The sequence below is a fragment of the Nocardia sp. NPDC050793 genome, assembly GCF_040654065.1.
GTDB lineage: Bacteria > Actinomycetota > Actinomycetes > Mycobacteriales > Mycobacteriaceae > Nocardia.
The window spans coordinates 319106-345399 of record NZ_JBFAHG010000006.1; the positions used below are offsets into that span (position 1 = coordinate 319106).

The window sequence follows — 26294 nt, forward strand, 5'->3', positions numbered from 1 at the left end:
ATGGGTTACTACCATATTCCCGACGAGTTCGCCTGGGTCGGGTGGGTTGCGGGTGCGGAGATCACCCACATCGATCCCAATGACCTGGACGGGATCTCGGCTGTGCTGCGTGGGGTCGGTCGGGATATCCTCGAGTACGCCATCGGCGAGGCCGATATCGCCAGCCAGTCCGTCCGCGTGTCCTACCCTCTGGGCAGCGGCGGCGAGAAGATATTCGAATCGCTCCAGAGCGTAATCCACGGCCGAGACGAGAAGCACGGCTCCATCGAGCTGATGGGCGAGTCCTTCGACCAACTGGCAACCGCGGTCGACGACTTCACCGGCGAGGTCCACGCCAACCATTTGAGCGCGACCTTCGCATTCGGCTGGCTGGTGATCGAGCTGGCCTGGGCGCTGGCCGCGGGCCCGGCCGCGCCCCTCGCCGAGGCCACTGCGATCGCTGCCACCCGTGCCGCCTTCCGGGTGATCGGCGGGATTCTGGAGAACGCGATCGCCCGAATCATCGGTCAGCGCTTCCTGTCCGAGGCGGCGCGCACCGTCATCGCCAAAGTCGTCTACGAGATGGTTCAGGAGGGTTTGGTCGAGGTCGTCCAGACAACCATCGAGGAAGTCGCTATCCACAACATCCTCAAGGCAGAGAACCTGAAGTCGCAGCCTTTCGACTGGGACGGCTATCTGAAGAACGTGGGTGTCTCGTTCGTGGCGGGCGGCGTGGGTGGTGGCACCGGTTACGGTCTGGGCCACATACCCGGGCTCAACCGGATGATGATGAGCGACAACCGGTGGGCCCGCGCCCTGGGTGGCGGGATCGTGGGTACCGGCGCGGGTCTGGCCGGCGCGGGCGCCGCGTGGGCGATGACCGGCGAGTTCACTCCGCACGCATTCGTCGGTGGCGGCCTTTCCGGTGCGATCCCGTCCGCTGCGTCGAGTTTCCGTGGCAACCGTCAGTACTTGGGTGGGCCGAACATCGGTGGCGGCAACTTCAATGTGACTCCGCCGCCGGACGGTACCGCTCCGCCGGGCGAGCCGACCAACGGGACCGACCCCTCCAATCCCACTGGTGCCGGGGACAATTCGGGCGCCGGGAACCAGAACGGTGCCGGAAATCAGAATGGTGCCGGGAACCAGAATGGTGCCGGGAACCAGAATGGGGCCGGGAACCAGACTGGTGCCGGGAACCAGACTGGTGCCGGGAACCAGAACGGTGCCGGAAATCAGAACGGCGCCGGGAGCCAGAATGGGGCCGGGGACAACAGCCCGGGCACGAACACCGCCAGTGCCGGCAATACCACCGCACCGCCCGCCGGGCAGGACACGAACGCGCCGCAGGCCGGGGCCGCCGACTCGGGCGCGGGCAACCAGCAGCAGGCCGGGGCCGGACCGCAGGCGGGTCAGCAGGCGGGTCAGCAGAGCTCGGGAGACGGTGCGGGCGACAGTAATTCGTCGAATTCCGGTGGGAATCAGAGCAATGCGGCTCCGCAGGCGGGCGATTCGAGTTCGGCCGCCGACAATCCCAGCTCGCGGGTGTCGGATCCCGGTGCTGGAGCGGCTGTTTCGGACCCGGGTGCAGGTGTTTCGGATCCCGGTGCGGGGGCCGCGCAGGCCAGCCCGGTCACCGATCCGGGCGCGGTCAACGATTTCACCGGTTCACCGCTGGGTGACTCCCAAATCGGCACTGGTGCAAGCATTTCGGGCGATACCAACTCGAGCCTGAGCACCGGATCGAACACCGCCACCAACGGGGCGGGAACGATGGTGCCGGGAGCGGCCGCGCCGGGCTCGACGGCGCCCGGTGCGAGCACGTCGGCGCCGGGAGCGTCCACGAGCACGGGCACGTCCACGAGCACGGGTGCGTCCAGTGTCGCGCCGGGCAGTTCGTCGTCCGCGCCGGGGTCCACCTCCACGTCTCCGACAACGGGCCAGTCGAGCACCGCCACCGGCCAGCCGGGCGCCGGGCGGCCGTCGACGCCCAACCTGCCCGGTGTGCCCCGCGCCGGGGACACCTCCGCTGCCGGTTTCAACGACGGCACATCCAACGTCGCCCCGAGCGCCGACGCCGAGTCGACACCCACGTCGCGCGCGGGCGCGTCCGCTCAGGCCGCAACCCCCGGCGCCGCCCCGGCCAGTCCGGTGCAGACGCAGGTCTCGGATACCGAAGCGCCGCAACGGAATGCCACCGTCGACTCGGAGAGCGACGCCGACAGCCAGGTGCAGGTCACACCGGAGAGCGACCCGCAGGTCCAGGCGCGGACCGACAGCACCCTGGATCCGGCGACACAAAACGACACCGACGAGGATGCGCCCGCGCGTCCCCGCAGCGATCAGGACCCGGCGGCACGGCCGGACAGTGACGAGGACGCGCGTCCCGACAGTGACGAGGATGCGCCCGCCCGTCCGGACAGCGACGAGGATCCGGCGGCGCGGCCGGATGTCGACGAGGACTCCGCGCTGGTTCCGCTGCCACCGCCGCTCAACCCGGCGGCCCCGGCTCCGGCGCGTCCGAGTACCGATCCGGACACCAGCACGGACCCGGATACCGATACCGACAACGACACGGATACCGACAACGATCCGGAAACCCGGAACGAGCCGGATGATTCGTCCGACCCGAACCCCGACACCGACGAGAACACCCGCCACCCGCTGCAGGTGCTGCCCTCGGCCGCCCGCGAACCCACCCGCGCGGAGAAGCGGCGGGCCGCCGCCATCCTCCGCAGCATGGAGGGCTCTCCAAAGGCCACCGATCTCCAGCTCACCCCCAAGACCAAGCCGCATGAGGCAGATGCCTTGGCGCGCAAGAATTCCGAGCGGTGGAACAAACTTACGCGAAAGCAGCGGCAGACCCTGATCCGCGTGCATCCGGCCGCCATCGGCAACGCACCGGGCATTCCCGCACCGGACGTCGACGCCGCCAACCGGCTCCAGCTCGCCCGGGACAGGCAGGATCTACTCGGCCGCAGCGGACTGACCGACACCCAGCGGCAGGAGCTGGAAGGCCTGCTGACCCGGCAGCAGCGGGCGGAGGCCGACTTGGCGCGGGCGAAAGCCGAGCAGCCGCGCGCACGGACACGGGTCGATCCCGAAGCCAGCCGGGCGGACCGGGCGGAGAAGCGCCGTCAGGCCAAACAGGAGCTGGCCGAAGCCAAGCAGCGCATCGCCCAGGCCCGCAAGGATCACGCAGCGACCATCAAGCAGGTCAAGCAGGACCTCGAAAACCTGGTCAAGCAGAGCAAACTGGACCCCGCCTCGCACAACCGGTTGGTGAACCTGCTGCGCACTCAGCAGGCGCTCATGCAGGCGCAGGCGGCCGCCTTCGTCATCGATCCGAACACGCCGGTGTACGTCATGGCCTTCGACTCCACCGCGTTCAACGGCAGCGGCCGTGCGGCGATCGCCATGGGCGACGTCGACACCGCGACCCAGTTGTCCTGGCACGTCCCTGGCCGGGACACGTCGCTGGCCAATATCGGTAGCACCGTGAACCAGATGGCCAGCCAGTACCAGGCGACCGCCGGTCGACTACGCGCGGGCGAGTCGGCGGCGTCGATCGCGTGGGTCGGTTATGGCACGCCGAACAAGGCCCAGTCCATGACCACCTGGCATGCCCGCCAGGGTGGCAAGCTGCTCGCCCGGGACATGGCCGCGTTCGACGCGGCTCGGGCGGCGGCCAACGAGAGGCGGGCGCAGCAGGGACAACCCGAGATCGCGGTCTCGAACAAGATCATCGCGCGCGGCTACGGCGTCGACGTCGTCGAATCGTCCGGCCGCAAGGGGCGTTTGGAGCGTTTGGTCGATGACGTCGTGCTCATCGGTTTCTCCGGTCAGGAAGACAGACCGCTGATCCGGAAGAAGCACTTCGGCGACGACGTCCGTGTGCACATCCAGGATCGCGCCAACGGCCTGTTCCATCAGTTCAACGCCCCGAAGACCACCGGCCCGAAGCCGCCGAAAAACGGCGTGCCGGTCGACCGCATGTACCGGCTGGAGAACATCGCCGCAGGCACCACCGAATTCCAAGCGCCCGACAACGAGTCGTTCCTGGACACCGATCGGCCGCCGCTGCGGAAGAACGGGTGTTCCGAGCAGGCGCTGTACCGGGCGCGCCAGCGAACCGGTAACCCGGACATCACCGTGCCGACCGATGTCGGCACGGACGGTGTGTCCATGCGCCGGCTCGAAGAACACGCCGATTCCCAGGCGACCGAGGTCAAGGTCGGCAAGCGTAAGTCGCCGCACAAGGCGATCGCCGAGGCGCTTGCCTTCATGAAGGGCAAGGCGACGGTCATCGTCGTCGACCAGAACCACACGGTCGATGAGCACGGTGTCGGTGCGCACGCGTACGTCATGTACTACGACGCCGCGACCGGCAAGATCATGGTCGACGACCCGTACAAGCATCCGAACGGCCCGGTCGAGTTCAACCCCCGCAATCTGCCGGACGCGAAGAAGACCTGGGTCATGGTCTACGACGCGAACGGCAACTCCGTGCGCCCGCTGGCGGTGCGGCCGCTCGCGGTGGGTGCCGCCACCCAGGGCCACGACGATGACGATCGGAACCTGCCGCGGGTCGGCGACGATCAGGGCCGGCGGGATCCGATGCGCGACATCCGGCGCTTCCTGGACGAACAGCGGCAGCAGGAGGAGCAGCGCAGGCGCGACGAAGAGCGCGGCGCCAACCAGCCTGCGCCGGACCCGGATTCGCAGCAGAACCCGGACCCCGAGGCTCAGCCCACGCCGGACCCGGATTCGCAGCAGACTCCCGATCCTGGTGCGCAGCCTGACCCTGAGGCGCAGCAGACTCCCGATCCTGGTGCGCAGCCTGACCCTGAGGCGCAGCAGACTCCGGACCCTGGTGCGCAGCCTGACCCTGAGGCTCAGCCCACGCCGGACCCGGATACGCAGCCTGATCCCGAGGCTCAGCAAACGCCCGATCCGGAAGCGCAGCCCGATCCGGAGGCCCAGCAGGCTCCGGACCCTGGTGCTCAGCCCGATCCGGATTCGCAGCAGGCTCTCGATCCGGATTCGCAGCAGACTCCGGACCCGGGTGTGCGGCCTGACCCTGAGGCGCAGCAGGCTCCCGATCCGGAAGCGCAGCCCGATCCCGAGGCGCAGCAGACTCCCGATCCGGAAGCACAGCCCGATCCCGAGGCACAGCAGACCCCGGACCCCGAAGCCGAATCGGCGTCCGGTCCGCAGCCGAGCCCGGCTCGCCTGACGACGCCGACGGGCGACCTGTCCCCGCTGACCGACGCCGACCGCGACCGCCTGACCCGCCTCTCGCAGGCACTCGGCCTCGGCGACTCGCTGTCGAGCTTCGCGGACCCGCGCCGGATCCTCGCGGATCTGGCCCAAATGGCGTGGGCGCGTAGGTTCCTCGACCCGACCCCGGTCACCGGGCGCATGAACGAGCTCATGGGCCCGGCCGATTTCGCTCCATTGAGCATCGACGAGCAGCATCTGGGCGAGCGGTACTGGAACTACTCGCCGGATCCGAGCGACCCGAATTTCGCCCTGCAACGCGACGAAGCCCACGCCCTGCCGGTTGTCGATCCCGATACCCCGGCGCCCGCCATGCCGATCGCCGTGCCGGACGCGATCGCACCCGCGCTGGGTCCTGCGCAGGCCCGGCCCGATTCCCGGGCCCCGCAGCCGCTCGCGCCGGAGTCGGAGCAGGCGCAGCTGCTGCGTCAGCTGCGCATGAACGCCGACCAGGTGACCCAGGCGAATCTCGCGGAAACCATCGCGGAGCAGCGGCATCGGACCATGCTGCGGGCGGGCGCGGTCGAGTCGCTCGCGTACGCCAAGGCCCGGCTGGATGCCGCCGTCGACCCGAACCAGCGGGCGGATCTCACCAAGATCGTCAACCAGTGGGCAGATCTGCTCCAGCTCTCGGAAAGCGACCTGGCTGAGGGGCAGGTCGACACGACGCTCGAGCGGCTGCGCGACAACGTGCTGGCCCGCGCCGTCGCCCTGAACGATCTGGCCGATGTCGCCCAGGCGGTGCACGAGGTCAAGGGCCGGGCCACCCAGATGGCCGAGGGCGAGAGCCGCCGGTACACGGTGGTGGTGGACGGTCAGCGGGTGCCGGTGCTGCTGACCGCCGACGGTTCCGGACGGTGGCGGGTGCGGCCCGCCGAGCCGCTGGCGCCGCCGCCGGTGCCGGACTCGTCGAGCGACCCCGACGCGCAACCGCAGAGCCGGTGGAAGCGGGCGATGAAGTTCCTGCGCACCCACCTCGGCAGCCACGGCACCGGCCGGCCGCCCCAGAACGCGCTCGGTTCGGAGGCCAACAGCGATCTCTACAACGCGTTCGGCGCGGAGATCGAGTTGCTGTCCGGTGACGCGGCGGCCGATGTCAGTGGATTCAACTGGGATCCGGCGTTCTTCGCGTTGCAGGCGTCGAAGCTGTGGAAGGGCCGCGAGGCGTTCTGGGCCCTGGTCACCGGCAACTACTCGGCCAGTCCCCAGATCGGTGCTCCGCAGGCACCGGATCCGGTTGCGCCCGACGAGCGCGCCGGTCTCGATGAGGACGTGGTGCCGCCGGTTCCGGACGCGGAACCGCAAGGCCCGGGCCCCGATCCGGATCTGGCGCGCCGAGGCAGGGAACTCGGCGACGCCATCGCCGACCGCAACGCCGCCCGCATCGCGCTCTACGAGGGCGCGGACGCGCTGTCGCTATCGCTGGCCGACCTCAGCCCCGACGCGGTCCGCACCGCGGTCGGTGAGGCGAACTACCGGGCGATGCGGCAGGCCGCGGCGGCCGCGGCGTACGCGCAGGCGGCCACGCGGTTCCACAACGAGAACGAGCGCCTTGGCTATCTGCCGACCAACGACATGCATCCCGATCCGCTCGAGCGCTATATGCGCGAGCAGTCCGTTGCGGCCGGTCTGCCCGGTGCGGACTCCGAAGCCAGTGGCGTCAACAACAATCCGACGCGGCTGAAGCTCTGGTGGGATCCGGAGGGCAACCCGAGCGCGGAAGCCCGCGAGGCGTTCCGGGAGGCGATGCAGCGCGAACAGGTGCGCGCCGAACTGGGTACCTGGGCCAACCTGCTCGATGTCGATCCGGCCAAGCACAGCCCGGCCGATGTCGCACGCGCGCTGACCGCGCTGCACGACCGTGCTGCCGAATTGGCGCGAGAAGCAACGGAATTCGCGCAACTGGCGGCCCGCTACACCGATGCCGACACCGAGTTCGCCCGGATCGCCGAGGAGATGGCGGCCGCGGCGGGGCACCGGTGGTTGCTCGACCAGGGCGGCGACCTGCTGGATCCGGACAATGCGCCGGGTATCGGCCTGCTGGACGGCAATCCGCAGCGCCTGGTGGTGATCAACGACGGCGGCGATCACGACCAGCAGCTGGCCAACGCGCTCGCCGACCCGCGCAATACCGATATCGCGCAGATGCTGACCCAGGGCGAGCTGGAGCTCGAGTATCGGGTTGCCTGGGCCGACCGCACCGGGGTCATCCATGTGGCCGAGGTGGACGCGCCGCAGGTCCGGCATCTCTCCGGTGCCGCGGATGGTCGCGGGCTCGAGCTCACCATGGTCCGCGACAACGACGACAGCCCATGGCGCGTCATCCCCAGCGAAAGCGCGCTCACGCTGCCGGACAACGGGATTCCGGTGCCCGACCCCGCCACGCTGTCGACCGCGGAGCTGGTGGCCCGCGTCGAGGACGCGGCGGCCAGGCAGGGTGTGCAGCTGGCCGATCTGGCCCCGGACCGCGTCGAGGACACCCTCGACGCGGCGCGCGCCGCGAACCGGTTGCGCGCGGTGCGGATCGAGGCCATGGCCGATCTGGCCCGTCTGCACGCGAATGTGGCCCGCTTCAACGCCTTCGAACGGGCGCTGCACGAAGCCGAGGTGAACCGGTCCGAGCTGCGCGGGCGCCCGCTGGCGGCGGTCGAGGAGCTGAAGCACCGGCATCCCGAACGGGCGGCGAAGCTCGACGCGCTGGCCCGGCTGCTGAGCCAGGACCCCGACCTGGTCGATTTCGATCCGAACATCTACGACGCGCAGGATCAGCTGCGGCCCGGCGGCCTGCCGATGCATCACGGCGACACCCACGATCAGGTGGGATTGCTCGTCCACGATCTCGCGGACTTCCTGGCGCTGGCCCGGCACGGCCAGACCCTGCCCGGGCAGGAGCCCGGTATCCCGGACCCGGACGCCGACTGGCTGCACCTGCTGGGCATCGATCTGAACACCGCGACACCGTCCGAGCTGGAGTCGATCTACAAGAACTTCCGGGCGGGCCGGCTCGACGCGGCCGCGCTGCGCACGCCGGAGCAGATCGCCGAGGCGCTGGCGGAGTTGCGGGCCGATGTCCGCCAGGACGCCACCGATCTCGCCGCCTTGGCCGCGCTGGCCGAGACGTACTACCGTCTGCCCACCGGCGGCACCCCCATCAACCACTGTGTGCCAAGGGCTTTCGACCAGCTGGCGGTGCGGCACCCGAACGTGCTCGGCGGGTTCGCCGTCGATCCCGGCCGGATCAGCGGTGTGCCGTGGGCTGAGCTGTCGGACCACTTCGGCACCGCGCAGCCCGAGCCGTTCCTGCCGGGGGACGAGGGCGGCGCACATGCCCGCCTGCTGACCACCTTGCGCGCGCAGGGCCAGGGTGCCTCGGCCGTGGTGATCGACCAGCGGACCACCGTCGACGACTACGGTGTCGGCGGCCACGCCTACACCGTGACCTACCTGGGCCGCGACGTCTTCGACGTGGACGGCCAGCGGGTTCTGCTCACCGATATCGATGACAACGGCCAGGAGCAGCTGTTCGACCTCGGCCCCAATGGCGGCACCGATCCGCTGTCGCTGGCCGAATTGACCGGTGGCACACCGGCGGAGACCGCCGTCACCTGGGCGAGCATCTTCCAGAACGACGCGCACGTCCCGGGCCTGGGCGACGAGGGGCCGATGCCGGACGCCGATCTGCGCGTCGGCCAAGATCCGCCCGCGCCGCGGCGGCCCGAGGACCCGGTCCATCAGGCGGCGCGGTTCTTCGACGAAACACCAAGCCTGCGTACGGAACCGGAGTCCGGGGCCGAACCCTCCGCTGCGCATCTGGCCTACGCGCAAGCCCTCGCCGAGCGCCTCGGTCTCGCGGAAAGTCTTGGAGTACTGCCAGATCCGCAGTCCGCGCTCCAGGACCTGGCGCAGATGGCGCTGGCTCGCCGCTTCCTGGACGCTTCGCCGGATGGCCTGGCCGACCAGCACATGCTGTTCCCGACGAACTTCGACACGCTCACCGCGGACGAGCAGTTCCCCGGGGAGCACTACTGGCGCTACCCGTCCGATCCGTCCGACGCCGAGTTCCTGGCCCAGCGCGACGCCGCCGAGGCGTTCCAGCGGTCGATCGGACAGCCGCCGGAAACCCAACCGGCGCCGCCGATTCCGTTCGCGCACCCGGATGCCGTCGCGGGCCCGCTGGTCTCGCCGCCCGATCCATCCGACCCGCCGCGCCCGCTCACCATGGCGCAGGCTCAGCAGTCGCTCGCGGACCAACTGAATCTCACGACCCAGCAGCGGGATCCGGCGAATCTCGCGAGCACCGTCGCGCAGGAGCGCTACCGAATCCTGTTGCGCGCAGGCGCGATCGAAGCACTGGCCACCGCCATGGGCCGGCGCGATCTCGCACTGGACCCGGATCAGCAGACCGAGATCGGCAAGATCGTCGAGGTCTGGGCCGACCTGCTCGCGATACCGAACAACGGCCTGACGCCTGCGAACCTGACCGAGACACTGGAGCGGCTGCGGTCGGAAACGCTGGCCCGCGCCAGGGCGGTCGCGGATCTGGCCGATGTCACCCAGGTGCTGCAAGCGGGCCGGACACCGGGCGGACCGGTGCGGATCGACCTGGAGGTCGGCGGCGAACGAATCCCGGTTCAGCTGACCCCGGACGGTTCCGGCGGCTGGCGGGTCGAACCGGCCACCCGCCTGGCCGCACCGGAAGTGCCCACCGCTGCGATCGTCAAGGCTCCGGAGGCCGATCCGGGTGTCATCCAGACCCTGCGGGACCGGCAGGGTGTGGTCAACCCGCAGCATCCGCCGTCGGAGATGGTGCCGCTGGGCCAGTCGTTCACGGTGCAGAACATCGGTCAGCTGGCCGACAGCGACTTCTGGGGCAATTTCGAGGCCAACCCCGCGCTCACCGCACGCGAGGTGGTCAACCTCAAGCGCAACTGGCCGAAGATCAAGGCCTTCCTGCTCGGCCAGGTCACCTCCGCGGAATCGCACGGGCCCGTCTCGCGCACCGGCGATGTCTACGACTACGCCCGCGAGGACGCCGACCCGCAGAAGATCAGCGAGAACGAGGCCGAACTCCGCCGACTCGGGCTGGCCGACCGCTTCCTCGCGGGACCGCCCGTGCCACCGGCACTTCCGGCCGCGCAGCCCGCGCCCGGCATCGACGCCTCGCTGGAACCGCCGGTCCCCGCCGACGCCGAACACGATCCGTCGGCGCTGGCACACGACGAGCTCGCCGAATGGGGCCGGGAGGTCCAGCAGGCCGCGCAGGAGCTGGACGCGCGGGCGCGGGCGCTGCTGGCGCTGGCGGGCCCGCTCGGCATCGAACTGCCGGATCCGAGCCCGGAGTCGGTGCGCGCCGCGGTCGATCAGGCGCGGTATCTGCTGACCCGCGAAGCGGTGTCGGCCGAGGCGTTCAAGGCGGCGCTGGCCCGCTACGACGCGGAGAACGCGGACATCCCCTTCCTGACCGATATCGACCTGTCGCATCTGCTTCCGGCCGCGGTCATCAACCGTCCGAGCCCGCTGGAGCGGTATGGGCGCGAGGTCGAGGCGGCCCGGAACGGTCGCGCGACCGCCATGGGCTGGACCGGCGTCAACAACAACATGCAGGGCGGCCGCCAGTGGTGGGACCTGTCGCACCGCGACACGCCCGCGGGCCGCAGGTTCTTCGAGGAGGCGCTGCGCCGCCACCACATCCGCACCGAGCTGCACCACCGCGCGCACATTCTCGGCATCGACCCCGAGAGCCCGAATGTGCTGGCGGAGTTGCAGACTCGGCTCACCAACCTCCAGGACGCGGTCACCGCGTTCCAGCGGCAGGCGGAGAAGGTACTCGACGCCGACGACGATTTCGGCCAGCACGCCGAGGTGATGGCGAATATCGCGGGCAGCGAATGGATCCGGGTCAGCGGCGGGTTCCTGATCGATCCGGCCAACCATCCGGGCATCGGGCTGGTCGGGTCGCCGATGAAGTTGGTTGTCATCGACAACGCCATGAATCACGACGCGGCACTGGCGAAGGCACTCGCCGACCCGGCGAATTCCGAACTGGTGGAGCTGATCGACAATGGCAGCCTCGAGGTCGAGTACCGCGTGGCCTGGCCGCGTGAGGTCGGCGGCACCTGGCGGGTGGCCACCGCGGCAGTGGATTCCCCTGCGGTGCGGCACATCTCGCAGGACTTCGACGGGCGGAACCTGACCGCCACCATGGTGCGCTACGAGGGTGGCCCCTGGCAGACGGTCACCCAAACGGCGGAGGCGGAGCCGAGTGGCCCGGCGCTGGACCTGTCCCGGATGTCGCGCGGCGAGATCGAGTCCGCCATCACGGAATTGGTGGGACGCCTGCCGATCGGCCGCATCGATCTGACCCCGAGCCAGATCGACGCCACCCTGGAGCGGCTGCGTTTCGACAACGAGGTGCGCGCCGCCCAGATCGAAGCGCTGGTCGAGTACGCGCGCACCTTGCACGCCCTCGACGCCTACCACCAGCTCGACACCGCGCTGAACAAGCTGGAGCTGAGCCGGGCCGACCTCGCGACCGACCCCAAGGCCACACTGGAGGCGCTGAAGACCGCGAAACCCAAGCTGGCCAAGGAGATCGACGCGCTCCTGACAAAGCTGGAAGCCGATCCGGAGCTGTTCACCCGGGATCCGCGGGTGGCCGACGACATCGCCCCGATCAACCTGGCCGACGCCCCCGCGCACCTGGCCTCGCTCATCGCGAACGTCGACCTGCTGCTCGTGCAGTTGCAACTGGCCGGTCCGACCACTGTGCCGGGAGTGCCGGTGCCGGACCAGGATTGGGTGCGTCTGCACGGCGCCGACATCTACAACACCACCAACGCGCAGTACAAGGCGGCCTTCGGCAAGTTCAAAGCCGAGAAGTTCGCCGACCTGTTCGTCCGCGACCCCGGCACATTGACCGCGCTGCACCAGCAGCTACGCGCCGAAGTCCGCCGGACCGCCGCCGAGATCGACGCGCTGACGGCACTGGTGACCTACTACACCAGCGAGATCGATCCCGCCGGTCCCGCCGCGATCAACACCTGTGTCTCCGATTCGCTCAGCCGTGTCCTGGCCGACCAGGGCAACATCGTCGACGTCCCGATCCCCCTGCCGAACAACCTGTCCGGTCGCGACTGGCAGGACGTGCAGCCGATGCTGCGCGGCGCTCAGCCGGGCGGTTTCGACAACAGCGACGCCCGCGGCCACGCGAAACTGATCCAGGCGCTGCGCGAGCAGGGTGGCCCCGGCGCCATGGCCTGGGTGCTCGACGAGCGCTGGACCCCCGACGCGCACGGTGTCGGAGCGCACTCCTACACCGTGAAGTACCTGGGCGGCAATCAGTTCGAGATCGACGGCCGCCGCGTGACCTATGACGAGGTCGGCTCCAAGCGCAGCAACCTGGAATGGTTCGTCGCCCCGGACGGCACCCGGGTCTCGCTGGCCGATCTCACCGGCGGTAGTCGCTACGAAACCAAAACCACCTGGGCCGTGGCCTGGAACGCCGGTCAGCAGGTGGCGAACTTCGGCGACCTCAGTGCCGCACTGCCCGCCGCCGATCTCGCCATCGGCCAGACGCCGGACCCGAACGCCCCGGTTCCCGCGCATCGGCAGCCACCGGCCAACGCGCCGCCCAGCCCGGCGGCCGAGGTGGCCCGGTTGCGCGCCGACATGGCCGCCGCGGTGGCGGTCGAAGCCGACCTGCGTGCTGAGATCGCGGACCTGCGGCAGCAGGCCATGGCCGCGCAGAACGCCGGAGATCTCGATCTGGCGCGGAGCTTGGCGGCCGACATCGAGCAGCGCGTTGCGGCAACCGGCGCGGCAGAGGCCGCGCGCGCCGCGGCGGTTGAGGTGTGGCAGACCTCGATCACGCAGCACGGCAGCGACCTGCAAGCCCGCATCGACGCGCTCGAAGCGCAGCTGGCCGCCCATCTGGGCGGTGACACCGAGATCGCGCAGTTCCGCTCCGATATCGACCTCGTGGACAACCTCGAGGCCGCGTTCCAGCTGCGGGACCGCATCGAGACCGCCGAGCAGGTCCAGCAGACACTGGAAGCGCAGATCGAACGCGGTAAAGCGTTGCAGCACAAGCTGCGTGCGGGCATCGCTCTGCTCGAGGCCGACACGGTCGACACCCCGGAGGCGGAGCAGGCCCGGAACCAGGACCTGGCCGCCGCCCGTGCCAAACTCCGGCAAGCCACGCACGCACTCAGCGAGGTGGAGAGCTCGCTGGAACTGCTGCGGCAAAAGCTGCCGCCGGGTGATCTGACCCTGATGAAGTCGGCGCTGACGACGGAGATCATCTCCGCCACCAACGCGCGGGCCGCGCTCGCCCAGGTCTTCCAGATCAGCGATATGGACCACCTGAACCCGCGGTACCCGGGACCGCGGGAACCCGGGGCCGAGCTGGTGCAGCAGCTGCGCGAGGCCGCCAAGCAGCTCAAAGACGCGGAAGCGCAACGGAGCAAGCTCGCTGAGCGGCAGGCCGCGCTGGACGCGATGAACGACCTCGGCCTGCTGCCGATCTCGGAGCGGGTCGGCGTGCGGCCGGCCGCGCAGCCCACGGGGCTGTTCGGGGACAGTGAGATCGTGGTCGTCGGCACCGACACCGACGTCAACGACTACCGGCAGGCGCTGCAAGCGACGCTGTCGGCACGGACCGACCTGAATCTGCTGCTGGGCATGGCGAAGTCGGACACCACGCCGCTGACCGTGCGGTTCACTCGGGTACAGCTCGACGCGCAGGGCCACTACGAGAGCACCGTCGATCTGCCGTCCACCGATGCCGAACTGTCCCAGCGCGCGGGCGCCTGGGAGCCGGGCAAACACCCGCGTAAGTGGGAGAAGGAAAAGTGGACCGACCCGCAGCCGCCGTTCCTGTTCAAGGTGTCGATGGTGCCGACCTTCGACAAGATCATGGCGGGGTTGCACGAGTTCGAGCCGGGTGAGGTTCCGGCGTTCTTGTTCCCGCAGAACTTGCCGTTCGCGAAGACGATCTACAACGTGCCCGAGGGCGTGAACGCGTGGACCTCCGATCTCGGCCTCAACCTCTTCCACCTGCGCATCCTCGCGCTGGGCATCCTGGACCGGATCCCGGGACATCCGTGGACGAAGAACCTGATCCAGAACCGGCCCTGGATCGGCAAATTCGTCCTCTCGGCCACCCGCTGGCTGCCCGCCAACACCGCGCACGGCAAGTCGATCGAGCTGCCGCTCTCGGCCGACTTCGCCAAACGGCATCCGGCGTTGGCCTGGGCCATGGCCGATGTGGCGCAATGGATTCCGGCGGTGCGCAACGGGCGCTGGATCCAGCTGATCCCGATGGTGCGCGGCACCCGCACCTACGGCTGGCTGAATACCAGCCAGCCCGATCCGCAGGCGCTGCACAACCCGGAACTAGCCACGCTGCAACGGAATTCGGAGCAGGCGCGTCTGGATGGCTCCCACGCGCTGCCCTACGCCGGCGAGAGTGTCGAGATTCCGGAGGCGCTGCGGCAGCGCTGGGCCGACAACGAAGCCGAACGGGCCGAGCTCCGGGAGCGGACCGAGGCCGCCTACGAGGGTTTCGAGCACAACCGGGTCTTCGAGGCCGACAGCAACCTGGCACAGATCGCCGACCGTGCCCTCGCCGATCCGGATCGTTACTCCGGCGGCGACCCGAAGCGCTGGGTGCGCGGCAAGGGCAATGCCTGGGTGCGCGACCCCGACGGTTCGACCATGGCCAAGCACGGCGACGGCTCGACCTGGCTCACAGACCATGCGGGCAACCTGCGTTCCCGCGACGACGTCATCGAGACGCTGCGCCAGGTGCGCGACTACCTGCTGCGCAACACCGAGATCCCGAAGAACATCGACATCGCCGCTATGTGGCAGCGGCTGCTGTCCAACCAGGCGGTGCGTGAGGACATCGTCGGGATCGAGGCCGCGCTCGCCTCGATCGAGTTCATCGCGCAAAACCCCGCCGCCACTGTGCAGCAGGCGACCGCGGCGGCGAAAGCCGCAGGCTACGACTGGGATAAGCGCCCGCTGCACCCGCGCAAGCGCACTCTGTGGCAGCGCCTGACCGGTGCGCGCCCGACACCGCTCGGGTTCACCTCCGAGATCGACCCGACGGCCAACGATCCGGCGCGCACCCGCCGGTTCGGCAGCACGCTGTACTACGGCATGCAAGGGCTCGGCCATATCCGAGATCAGTTGTCCGCCATCATGTCCGGCTGGCCGGCCGCGAAGGTCGAGACGGCACTGGACGAGGTGACCGATCTCGTCGCCTTGGCGACCCAGTCCCACCACGGTGATCACGGCATCGCCCGCGGCGGCGTGCACGTCTCGGCGCGGGTGACCGGCGAACCCGGTCTGGGTGTGCTCGAGGTGAAGATCGTCTCCGACGGCGACGGCACCCTCGGCCCGCAGCGCTACCTGCTCGACGAGCACGACAACAACTGCGTGCAACTGGCAGGCGAGCACGTCAACGCCGCCCAGGGCGGTGTCGTCACCGATGCGGATCTGCTGGCGCCGTCGACGCTGGCCGGTGTGCGATTCGGTGACCTGGTCCCGGCGCTCAACGGCGCGCCGCTCCAGGGTTTCGCCACCACCGCCCAGACCAGCGGCCACGCCCGCCTGGTCCAGGGCCTGATCAACGCGGGCCCTGGCACCACCGCCTACGTCATCGAACAGCGCGGCAACCCGGACCGGCACGGCGCCATCGGTCACGCCATGTCGCTGCACTACGTCGGCGAGGTCGACGGCAGGCACGTCTTCGAGCTCAACGGTGAGCAGGTCACCCTGAACCGGGTCGAGAACGGCCGCGAATACTTCGACGCACCGGCCGCCCTCCCGAGCAGCCGACCCCAGCAGCTCTCCCTCGCCGACCTGGCCGGCGGCACCCGCGAGGGCACGGTCGCCCTGTGGGCCACCGCCTACCAGAACCAGCAGGCGATCGTCCTGCACACCGGCGACGTGAACGCCCCCCGTCCCGGCGACGACGTCTACATCGGCTCGTATCCGGCCGACCAGTCCGGCGAAACACCGGTTACGCCAGCGCAACTCGAAGCCGAGCGCGGGATCCCGCTACATCGCCAGGAACAACTACAGAACTTCGTGGAGGAACACGACCTCCACCTCTGGGTGCGCCCGACCAACCCCGACTCGGTGCCGTGGATCTACGACGATGCCGCGGACAAGCCGGAGTTGATGAAGGCCAAGACCATCAACAAATACGACGTGATGCTGGGTGCGCCCGCGAAGGCGGTCGGCCTGGTGGGCTTCTTCCGATTCCCGGAAGGCGGGCGGCACGACCTGCGGATGCCGCCGCGCACCAATGAATCCGACGCGGACTGGGCAGCCCTCGAAGCGCGTTACGAACAGCGCGTGCGTGAGTACATCAAACTGCGCACGAAGATGGACGCCTTCATCGCGCAGGGCCGGTTCGCTGTGGAGAACGGCGTGGTCAAGGGCTTCACCAGGCGCGGTGTCCTGAAACCGCTGACCGGCGACCACGATCTGTTCGACCTGCGGCACCCCGACCGCAGCCGCTTGTCGCCGACGGAGAACTTCCTGTTCCTGGAGGTGGCGCTGGCCGCCGATATGGGTGTGCAGCATCCGCCGCTGGCCTACTGGAACCCGGACAAGCTGGAGGACTGGGACGCCTACATCGGCATGATGGAGGACCACTCCGAAGGCGGCGAGCCGCTGGTGCTGTTCCGGCCGGGACAGCCGCCCGTGCTGTCCTTCGTCACCCCGGCCGAGCGCGCCGAGATCGCCGAGGAACGCGAGCGTGTGCTGACCGACGCCCTGGCGAGCGCGCAGGCGCGGCTGGAACAGATTCGCCGGGAACAGCGGCCGGGATACCCCGACCAGATCGCGGTGCTGCAGAGCCAGATCAACGACATCCTCGCCATGATCTCGCGTAATGCCGCGGAGTTGGAGTTCGGCGCGGAGGCGGACGCCGATCCTGGAGCCGAACCGGTCGCGAACCTCGGTTCCCAGCCAGCCGCCGCGCCCCCGGTGAACGCTCGTGTCGAGCCGAGTGTGCCGGAATACGATGTCGCCGAACCCAACCGGCCGGATACCTATCGGCGCGATCTGGGCGCGCGCGCCCAGTTCGGCACGCTGACCGTCCAGGACGGCAGGGTCTACGACCAGCACGGCAACCTGCACAACACCGGCGAGCTGGGCGAAGTCTTCATCATCTTCCCTGAGGAGATCCGCAGCGCGCCGACGGATGTGACCTCGCACGCCGAGTTGTTCAGCTCGTTCGACGATCCGGAGGCAGGCCCGATCGCATTCGGTGTGTGGATCATCGAGAACGGTCGGATCACGGGGGTGTGGGCCTCGTCGGCGGAGGCGTTCTGGGCGGGGTCGCTGGACCCGAAGTTTGCCGCCCAGCTCCAGCATCTGCTCCTCGCCGCAGGCGTGGACCTCGCCCAGGTCGACTTCCGCGCCTACAACCAGGAAGGGATCTGGAAGGGACCACGGGTGCTGGCGGCGCCGCGTCTGCTGATCGAGCAGGCCGCGGTCGATGCCGCGACCAGGGACTTGATCACGAAGGGTTTGCGCGGTTTCGGCGCCGATTTCTCGGTCGATGTGACCGATATCGAAGCGACCGGTGACCGGCTGTCGATCACCTTGAGCCTGGCCCCGGTGCGCGGTGTGCCCGGGCAGGTCACGCTGGTGCTGGAGAACACCGCGGGCGCACCCACCGCCCACTACACCGATGTCCGGCTCGGGCCGGACGCGGTCCGGGTTGCCGCCGCCCTGGACGAGGTGCACGCCAAGATCGGGCCGTGGCTGCGCGAAACGCGCGCCACCTTCCTCGGGGACGCCGGTAGCGCGGTCGACACCACGGTGGCATCGGACGCGGACATGGCCGGGATCGTGGACTGGGTCGGCGGGCAACTGACCGCGGCGGAGTGGGGTGATGTCGGACAACGGCGTTCGGTGCAGAACGCGGCCGCGGATCTGGTGTCGCGGGCGGGCAGCGCCCCGGTGCGGGTCGGTTTGCGTCTCGTCGGCACGCCGGGCGCGCGGCAGGTGCTGCTGCAGGTACTCGACACTCAGCCGGGCGATGCTGTGCACGGCGAGCGGTCCGGCGTCGCTGTTCTCGCCGGTGACGCGGGCAAGATGGCGTGGGCCGAGTTCAGCGAGGTGGCCGCGACATCGGATGAGATCGCCGCGACCAAGCCGACCTACGAACTGGCGACTCCGCGCAACGGGACCACCCACATGCCCTTCGCGGGTTCGGACACCCCCTACAACCGGCTGTGGGTGGACGAGAACGGCCTGTTCCGCGACGAGAACGGCGACCTGTACAGCAGTGATCCGGAGAACCGCGACAATTTCCTGTTCGGCACCACACCCGGTGACATTCGATCGGCGAGCTCGGCGGCCGTCCTGCATCCGGGCCTGTACAACACCTACGCCAGTCCGGCCGAGGGCCCGTCCATGTACGGGATGTGGCACATCGTCGACGGCAAGTTGCGTGCAGTGCTGCCCGCGTCCGGTGGGTTCACCGACGGCATGTCCGAGCACCGGAACATCGCGCAGCTTCGCTACGAATTGACCAGGCTGGGTGTGGATCTCAGCGATGTCGAATTCGAGCTCACCGAAGAAGGCCGGTTGTGGCAGCCGAACGCGAGCATGCCCTCGGTCGATGCTCTGATCGATCGAGCGGGCCAGGGCGCCGCCGGTCTCTTCGACGGGTTCGGTGACCACTTCTGGATCTCGGTGGACGGTGTGCGGGCTGGTACCGGCGAGCTCGCGATCACGTTGCGGCTCAACCCGGTTCGTGGCGAAGCCGGTGCTGTCACGCTCCTGCTCGACCGGACCGGCGATGCCACGACAGCGAGCCTGACCAATGTCGATCTCGGGGCGGATCCGGCCCGTATCCGCGCGGTGCTGCGGGATCTGCAGGCACGGCTGACACCGTGGCTCACCGAGTCGGGGGTGGCATTCGATGTTCCCGCGGTCGCCGATGTGGTGGACGCGACGACCGCGGTTCCGAGCCCCGCTGCGGCTCCGGTCACCGCGCCCGACCGGGCGCCGATCAACACCTGTGTCGATGATTCACTGCGCCTGGTAGCCGACGATCAGCGCGTACCGGGGGAGCCGGATGTCGTCGGCCGGCCTGTTCCGCAGCCGGACAACCTGGCGGGCCGGATGTGGTCGGATGTGGAGCCGTTGCTGCGCGGCGCGCAGGTCGAGGGCTTCGACTTCGGCGTGAACTACGCACATGCCAACCTGGTGCAGGCGCTGATGGATCAGGCCGGCCCGGGTTCGATCGCCTGGGTGCTCGATCAGCGCGAGGTACGCCCGCCCGATGCGGATCCACACGGTATCGGTGCGCATTCGTTCGCGCTGAAGTACGTGGGCGGCAACAGCTTCGAGGTCGACGGTGTTGCTGTGACCTATAGCCACACAGACAGCGACGGGGTCGCGTTGTTCATCGGCCCCGATGGCACGGAGGTCTCGCTGGCCGAGCTCACCGGCGGCACCACCGACACCACCGAGGCGACCTGGGCGGTCGTGTGGCGTGACGGCCAGGTGATCCAGGGCCTCGGTGATAGGTTCGCCGCCCAGCCCGACGCGGACCTGCGCATCGGCCAGACCCCCGGTCCGAATTCGCCTGTCCCCGCGCACCGTCAGCCACCCGCGCACGCGCCGCCCTCGGCTCGGATCGACGCGCTTCGCGCCGAGATGTCCGAAGCGCTGGCCCGCGAGACCGCGGCCCGCGCGCAGTCGGTGCGGTTGACGACCCAGACGCTGGAGGCGATCGAGGCAGGTCGCGAAGCCGACGCACAGGCTTTGGCCGCGCAGGCCGAACAGTTGACCGAGACAGCGGAACTCGCGAAGGCGGAGGCCGAAGCGGCCCGCACCGCCGCGGTGCAGGCGCACGAGGACGCGCTGAACCGGACCGAGGCGCAGACGCGGGCGCGGCTGGCGGACCTGGGGACGCAGGCCGCCGCCTTGCAGGCGCAGCTGGACGGCGAACTGGGCGGCGAGACCGAAAGTGCCCAGTTCCGCAAGGATCTGGAGCTGGTCGACAACCTCACCGCGGCGTTCGTGCTGCGCGATCGGGTGGACCTGGCCCAGCAGTTCGGGCGCACTCTCGAAGAGCAGATCACCCGCGGCCAGGGCGCGGTGCAGACGCTGCGCGAGGCAATCCGCGATCTCGAAGCGGAACCCGTTGACACGCGGGCGTCTTCGCGCGCCAAGCAGGCCGATCTGGCCGTGCTGCGACTGAAGTTGCGGGACGCGCTACACGCCCTGGCGCAGCTGGAAGCCACGCAGACGGCGCTGCACGAAAAGACCCCGCCCGGTCCGCTGATCGAGCTGCGCGCCGCGCTCACCCAGGAGATCCTGGCAGGCACCAGGTCGCGCAACGCCCTGGCCGAGGTCTTCCAGATCGTCGACGACAACCAGCTGAACCCGGACTACCAGGGTCCGCTGGAGCCGGGCGCCCAGGAGCTCCAGCAGCTGCGCGCGCTGATCAACCAGATCCAGCAACTGGAAGCCGAACAGAGCCAGCTCACCGAGTATCTCGACAAGCGGATCGCCGAGCGGCGGGCCGCGCTGGACGCGCTGGACGAGCTGGGCCTGCTGCCGATCTCCGATCGGGTGGGTGTGCGGCCGTCGCTCAGCCCCACGGCTACGAACTCGCAGACGGTGGTTGTCGGCACCGACACCGATGTCAACGACTACCGCCAGGCCCTGTCTGCGGCGCTGCCGCCGCAGACCGACGTGAGCCTGCTGCTCGGCATGGCGAAATCGTCGGTCATTCCGGTGAACGTGCAGTTCCGTCAGGTCGAGGTCGACGCCGACGGTGCTTACCAGCAATCGGTGGCGTTGCCGTCCACCGACGCCGAACTCACCCAGCGCGCCGGTTCGTGGGATTCGGCCAAGCATCCGCGTAAGTGGGAGAAGGAGAAGTGGACCGACCCGCAGCCGCCGTTCCTGTTCAAGGTGTCGATGGTGCCGACCTTCGACAAGATCATGGCGGGGTTGCACGAGTTCGAGCCGGGTGAGGTTCCGGCGTTCCTGTTCCCGCAGAACTTGCCGTTCGCGAAGACGATCTACAACGTCCCCGAGGGCGTGAACGCCTGGAGCTCGGACGTCGGCCTCAACCTGTTCCACGCCCGCATCCTGGTCATCGGCATCCTCCAGCGGATACCGACCCATCCGTGGGCGAAGAACCTGATCCAGAACCGTCCCTGGATCGGCCGGACCATCCTGCGCACCACCCAGTGGCTGCCCGCGAACACCGCACACGGGCAGTCGATCCCACTGCCGCTGTCGGTGGACTTCGTGAACCGGCATCCGCATGTGGCGCAGGCCATGGCCGATGTGACGCAATGGATTCCGGCCGTACGCGACGGCAAGTGGATCCACCTGATCCCGGTGGTGCGCGGCACCCGCACCTACGCCTGGTTCAACGAGGGCCAGCCCGACCCGCAGGCGCTGCACCGCGAGGAGCTGGCGCCGCTCGCGCTGAACTCCGAGCAGAAGCGGCTGGACGGCACGTACGCTTACCCGTACACCGGCGACAGCGTCGACATCCCCGAGGGCCTGGCGCAGGAGTGGCGCGCCAATGACGCCGAGCGCCAGCGGATTCAGCAGGAGACCGACGCCGCCTACGCGGACTTCGAACACAACCGCGTCCACGAGCACGACAGCCAGCTGGCCCGGATCGTCGACAACGCGCTCTCGGATCCGGACCGCTACTCCGGCGGCGACCCCAAGCGCTGGGTGCGCGGCCCGGGCAAGGCCTGGGTGCGCGACCCCAAGGGCAAGCACATGCCCAAGCGGTCCGACGGCTCGACCTGGCTGCGTGATCACGCGGGCAACACCCGCACACCCGACGAGGTGGTGCGGAGCCTGAACCGGGCGCGCGACTACCTGCTGCGCAATTCCGAGGTCAACCAGATCGCCGACGTCGTCGCGATGTGGAACCGGTTGATCGCCGGACACCCGGTGCGCGAGGACATCATCGCGCTCGAGGGCGCGCTGTTCGAAGCGGAGTTCCAGGCGCGCAATCCGAAGGCGACCGGGCATCAGGCGCACGCGGCCGCCAAGGCCGCAGGCTACGACTGGGACGCCAACCGCCCGCATCTGCCCGGCAAGCGCACGCTGTGGCAGCGGCTCACCGGCCGCCGCGCCGACCCGCTCGACTTCACCTCCGGGCTGGACCCGAACGTCAACGATCCGGCGCGCACCCGCCAGTTCTCGCTCCCGCTCTACTACGGCATGCAGGGCCTGGACGGGGTGGACAGCAGGCTGCGCGCCGTCATGGGCGGTTGGCCCGCGGCCAAGGTCGACCAGGCGCTCGCCGAGGTGAAGGACATCGTCCACCGGGCCACCCGGTCCTTCACGACCAACGACCACGATCTGGCCCGCGGCGGCGTGCACGTCTCGGCGCGCGTCACCGGCAGGCCCGGCGAGCAGGTGCTGGCGGTCACCGTCGAGGTCGACGGCGACGGCGCCTTCCCACGCACCCGGTACTACCTCGACCAGCACGACAACGACTGCGTGCCGGTCGCCGCGCGATTCGTCAACCAGGCGCAGGGCACCACCGTCACCGACGCCGACCTGCTCGAGCCCTCACTGGCGGGTGTGCTGTGGAGCGATATCGTCCCCGAGCTCAATGGCGCACCGGTGCAGGGCTTCGTCGCCGACGCCGACTCCACCGCCCACGCCCGCCTGGTGCGCGGCCTGCTCGACTCCGGCCCCGGCACCACCGCCTACCTCTTCGAACAGCGCGCCACCGCCGACCGCCACGGCGCCATGGGCCACGCCGCCGCCCTCACCTACATCGGCGAAAACGCCGACGGCACACACACTTTCGAACTCAACGGACAAGCCGTCATCCTGGACCGGGTCGACCCCGATGGCCGCGAATGGTTCCAGCGGCCCGCACTCGCCGGAACCCGTGAACTCACCAGCGGCACCACCACGACCGAGGTCTCGCTCGCAGACCTCGCCGGCGGCAGCACCGACCAAACCGCCGCCCTCTGGGCCACGGTGTACAAGGACGGCCAGGCCATCCTGCTGGCCCCCGATTTCGCCGACCCGAACGCGGCGCCGCCCGCCGATGATGTCTCCTTCGGCATGAACACGCCGAGTTCCCCCGAAGGCGATGCCGCGGCGGCCGGACGGGCAGACGCGCCGCTGCCAAAGGCGCTGCGGAGTGTGCTGGCGCAGATCGATACCACCGCAACGGATCCCCGAGCTGCCGAACGAGCCAAGGATTTCGTGCGCAGGCAATACCAGGTGCACCGCCGGCAAGTCGAGGAGGCCGTGCGGCAGGCGGGCGAGCCCGTAGCGGGCACACGAGCGGAGCGGGGCATCAGCCTGCACGCCGCGAACAACACTGCCCGATGGGTCGACCAGATCCGAGCCGGCGCTCAACGAGCGGGTGGCGACTTCTGCGCTCGGCTCATCCGGATCGACCTGGCACTGCAAGGGATCGATTCCGATATCGATCCGGAGTTGCCCGCCGAGCAGCGCGTGTTCATCGACCGGATCGAAGCTCTGCTCGACCGCGTGGCCCAGGCGCAGCAAGCCCTCGATGCGCTGCTGGCAGCCAAACCCGACCTGCGTGACAAGGGTGCCGACCACTGGCAGACAACTATCACGGGGATGCGCAACCAGCTGGCCGAGTTGGCCGGCCACTACTTCGAGGGCAAGACGCCGACCGGCCGACTGGCCACTCCTATGGACGACTCGTCGTTCCTGCGTGGCTTCGATGCCATAGTGCGCGGGCTCCTCGGTGAATTCACGATTGCGTCGCGGCTGGACGGCGTGGTCCGCGTCGGAATGCTGATCGACGCGAACCTGCCGATGGGGGGTGCGATCGATGGCGAGGTCGATATCGTCACCGACCGCGGCGCCACCTGGAACGAGGTGAAGACGCGTCAGCGAACGGTCACTCAGGACCGGCGGATGAAGTCGGAAACCGAAGCGCAGGTGCGTCGGCAATTGCAGATCGCGTACCTGAATCGGGCCCTGTGGGTCGACGGGAAGCCACCCAGGGTGGTGTGGCATTTCCTGGACGGCATCGCGCCGACGGAGAAGGCCGGAATCGAAGCCATTCGCATCGAGGACGAGAACGGCCGCGTGCTCGAGGACCATCGCATCGAGGTCATCGATCACGCGAACACCCAGATCGGGCCGGATTCGAGCAGCGCCGAGCAGCGCTCGATTCCGCCGCTGCCGGATACTGAACTGCCCGACGCGCTGTATGCGATCCTGGACCGGATCGACGGCGCCGCCACCGACCCGGATTTCGCCGACAGTGTGAAAGACGCTGTGCTCGAGCGCTATCGGGAGTTCCGGCAGGAGCGGGCGGTACGCGCCCATCGAGAGTTCGTGAACAACAAGACGAACCAGCTTCAGGCGAAGGACCCGGAAGCCGAGGTGGAGTCGGAGGCTCGGCGGTTCGCCGACGAGCAGCTCGTCGGCGAGCGGTCGCTGGACCGCATCGGCCGGGACGCCGCGGACCGGACCAAGCAGTGGGTCGAGAAGGAACTCGCCCAGTTCCTCGCCGGGGCGCAGGTTGCCGCAGCTGATCTCGAGCTGCCGAAGGGCCTGCGTAAACTGCTGGACGAAATCGCCCAGCACGGCGATCCGGTGGCCGCCGAACAGGCGAAAGCGCTTGTTCTGCAACGGTATCGCGAATACCAGGAAACGCCATCGGCGAGTGTCCGGCGCGGTACCTTGGCCTCCAAGATCGAGGAATTCACCCGGCTCGGCATGTCACGGGCCGACGCCGAGCGGCTGGCCGGTCCGGAAGTCGACGCCTTCCTGCAAACCAAGGCCGGGCGGAAGATGATCGACGGCCCCGCCGCCAACAATGCCGTCCAGTGGGTGGAGAAGACCCGCCGCGGCGTTAACCGGCCGGGTGCGAATCTCGTCGAGCGACTTGCGGGGATCTTCCGCGACACCATCGGCACCGAGACCCCAGCCACCGTCGAGCCGCCCGAAACCAGCTCGCCCGACCTGGGTAGCGAACCGGACTCGGCTCCTATCGATCTGCCACCCGCACAGCAGGATCTGGCCCGCGCCCTGGGCGTAGACCCGGAGCTGATGCAGCGACCCGGCTTGCTGCGGCAGGCCGTGGATGTCGTGCAGAGGCAGTTGCGTGCGCTGGATGCCGCGGCATGGCAGCGGGCGGTGGACGCCGAGCGGTTGCCGGAGTTGCAGCAGTGGATCGGTCAGCGCATGACCTGGGACGACGCAACCCAGTGGCTTCAGGTCCGGGAACTGCGGACCGGGTCGGTCGACGCGGCGGCCGCGCAGCGCCTGCGGGACACCAATAGCGCGTTGCAGCGGGAGCTGGCCGAGCTACTCGCGGTGGATGAGCTGAGCGGCTCATTCGCGCACACCGACGGCGATCCCGTGGCCGAGTTGCGCCGTGTCGCAACGGCGATCGGCTCACCGGAGCTCGCCGCGTTCGTGGACCTGTGTGCCGAGGTCTTGCCGCCGAGCCCGCCGGCCGAACCGGGCCCGGACACCCAGCTGGCAGCGGCCCGAGAGAACCTGGCCGAGATGGCCGGGCTGCTGTCGGTCGATCCTGCCGAGCTGACCCCGAATTCGCCCCGCCCGGCCGGACCGACCGCGGATTCGCCGCGCCTGGCCGAGCTGCGCGCCGAATGCGCTCGCCTCGCCGACGCGCTGGCGCGGGCGCTGGACACCCCGGTCGCCGAGCTGGAAACCGTACTGGAGCAACGAGATCTGTCCGCGGACCCCGATACGGCCCCCGAGACGCTAGAGCTGTACACCGACTGGCTGACCCACGCCGGGGTCCTGGAGGCCGCCGACCTCTACAACAGCCTGCTCGGGAACGCCGACACCACGCCGCCCGATGCCGACGGCGACGACGGGCCCGAGGGCGGGTCCCCGGTCGATCCCGGCACCGGTCCTGGCGGTTCAGACGTCGGCCCGCAGGCCGTGGATCCCTCTGTCGGTGAAGGCTCCTCCGGTCCGACCACTGTCACGCCTGTGCGGTCGGATGCGGGAGTGTCGAGGACGGACGCTACTGATCCGGC

General features: G+C 69.3%; 1 protein-coding gene (cut by a window edge). It reads left to right on the top strand.

What is annotated here, in order from left to right:
* Nucleotides 1-26294, top strand: the 5' portion of a protein-coding gene (locus AB0H50_RS22850) for a LuxR C-terminal-related transcriptional regulator (protein ID WP_357455991.1). The gene runs 25003 nt beyond the window's last position; 26294 of the gene's 51297 nt are visible here — the first part of the coding sequence; its start codon is at nt 1-3; its stop codon lies off the right edge, out of view.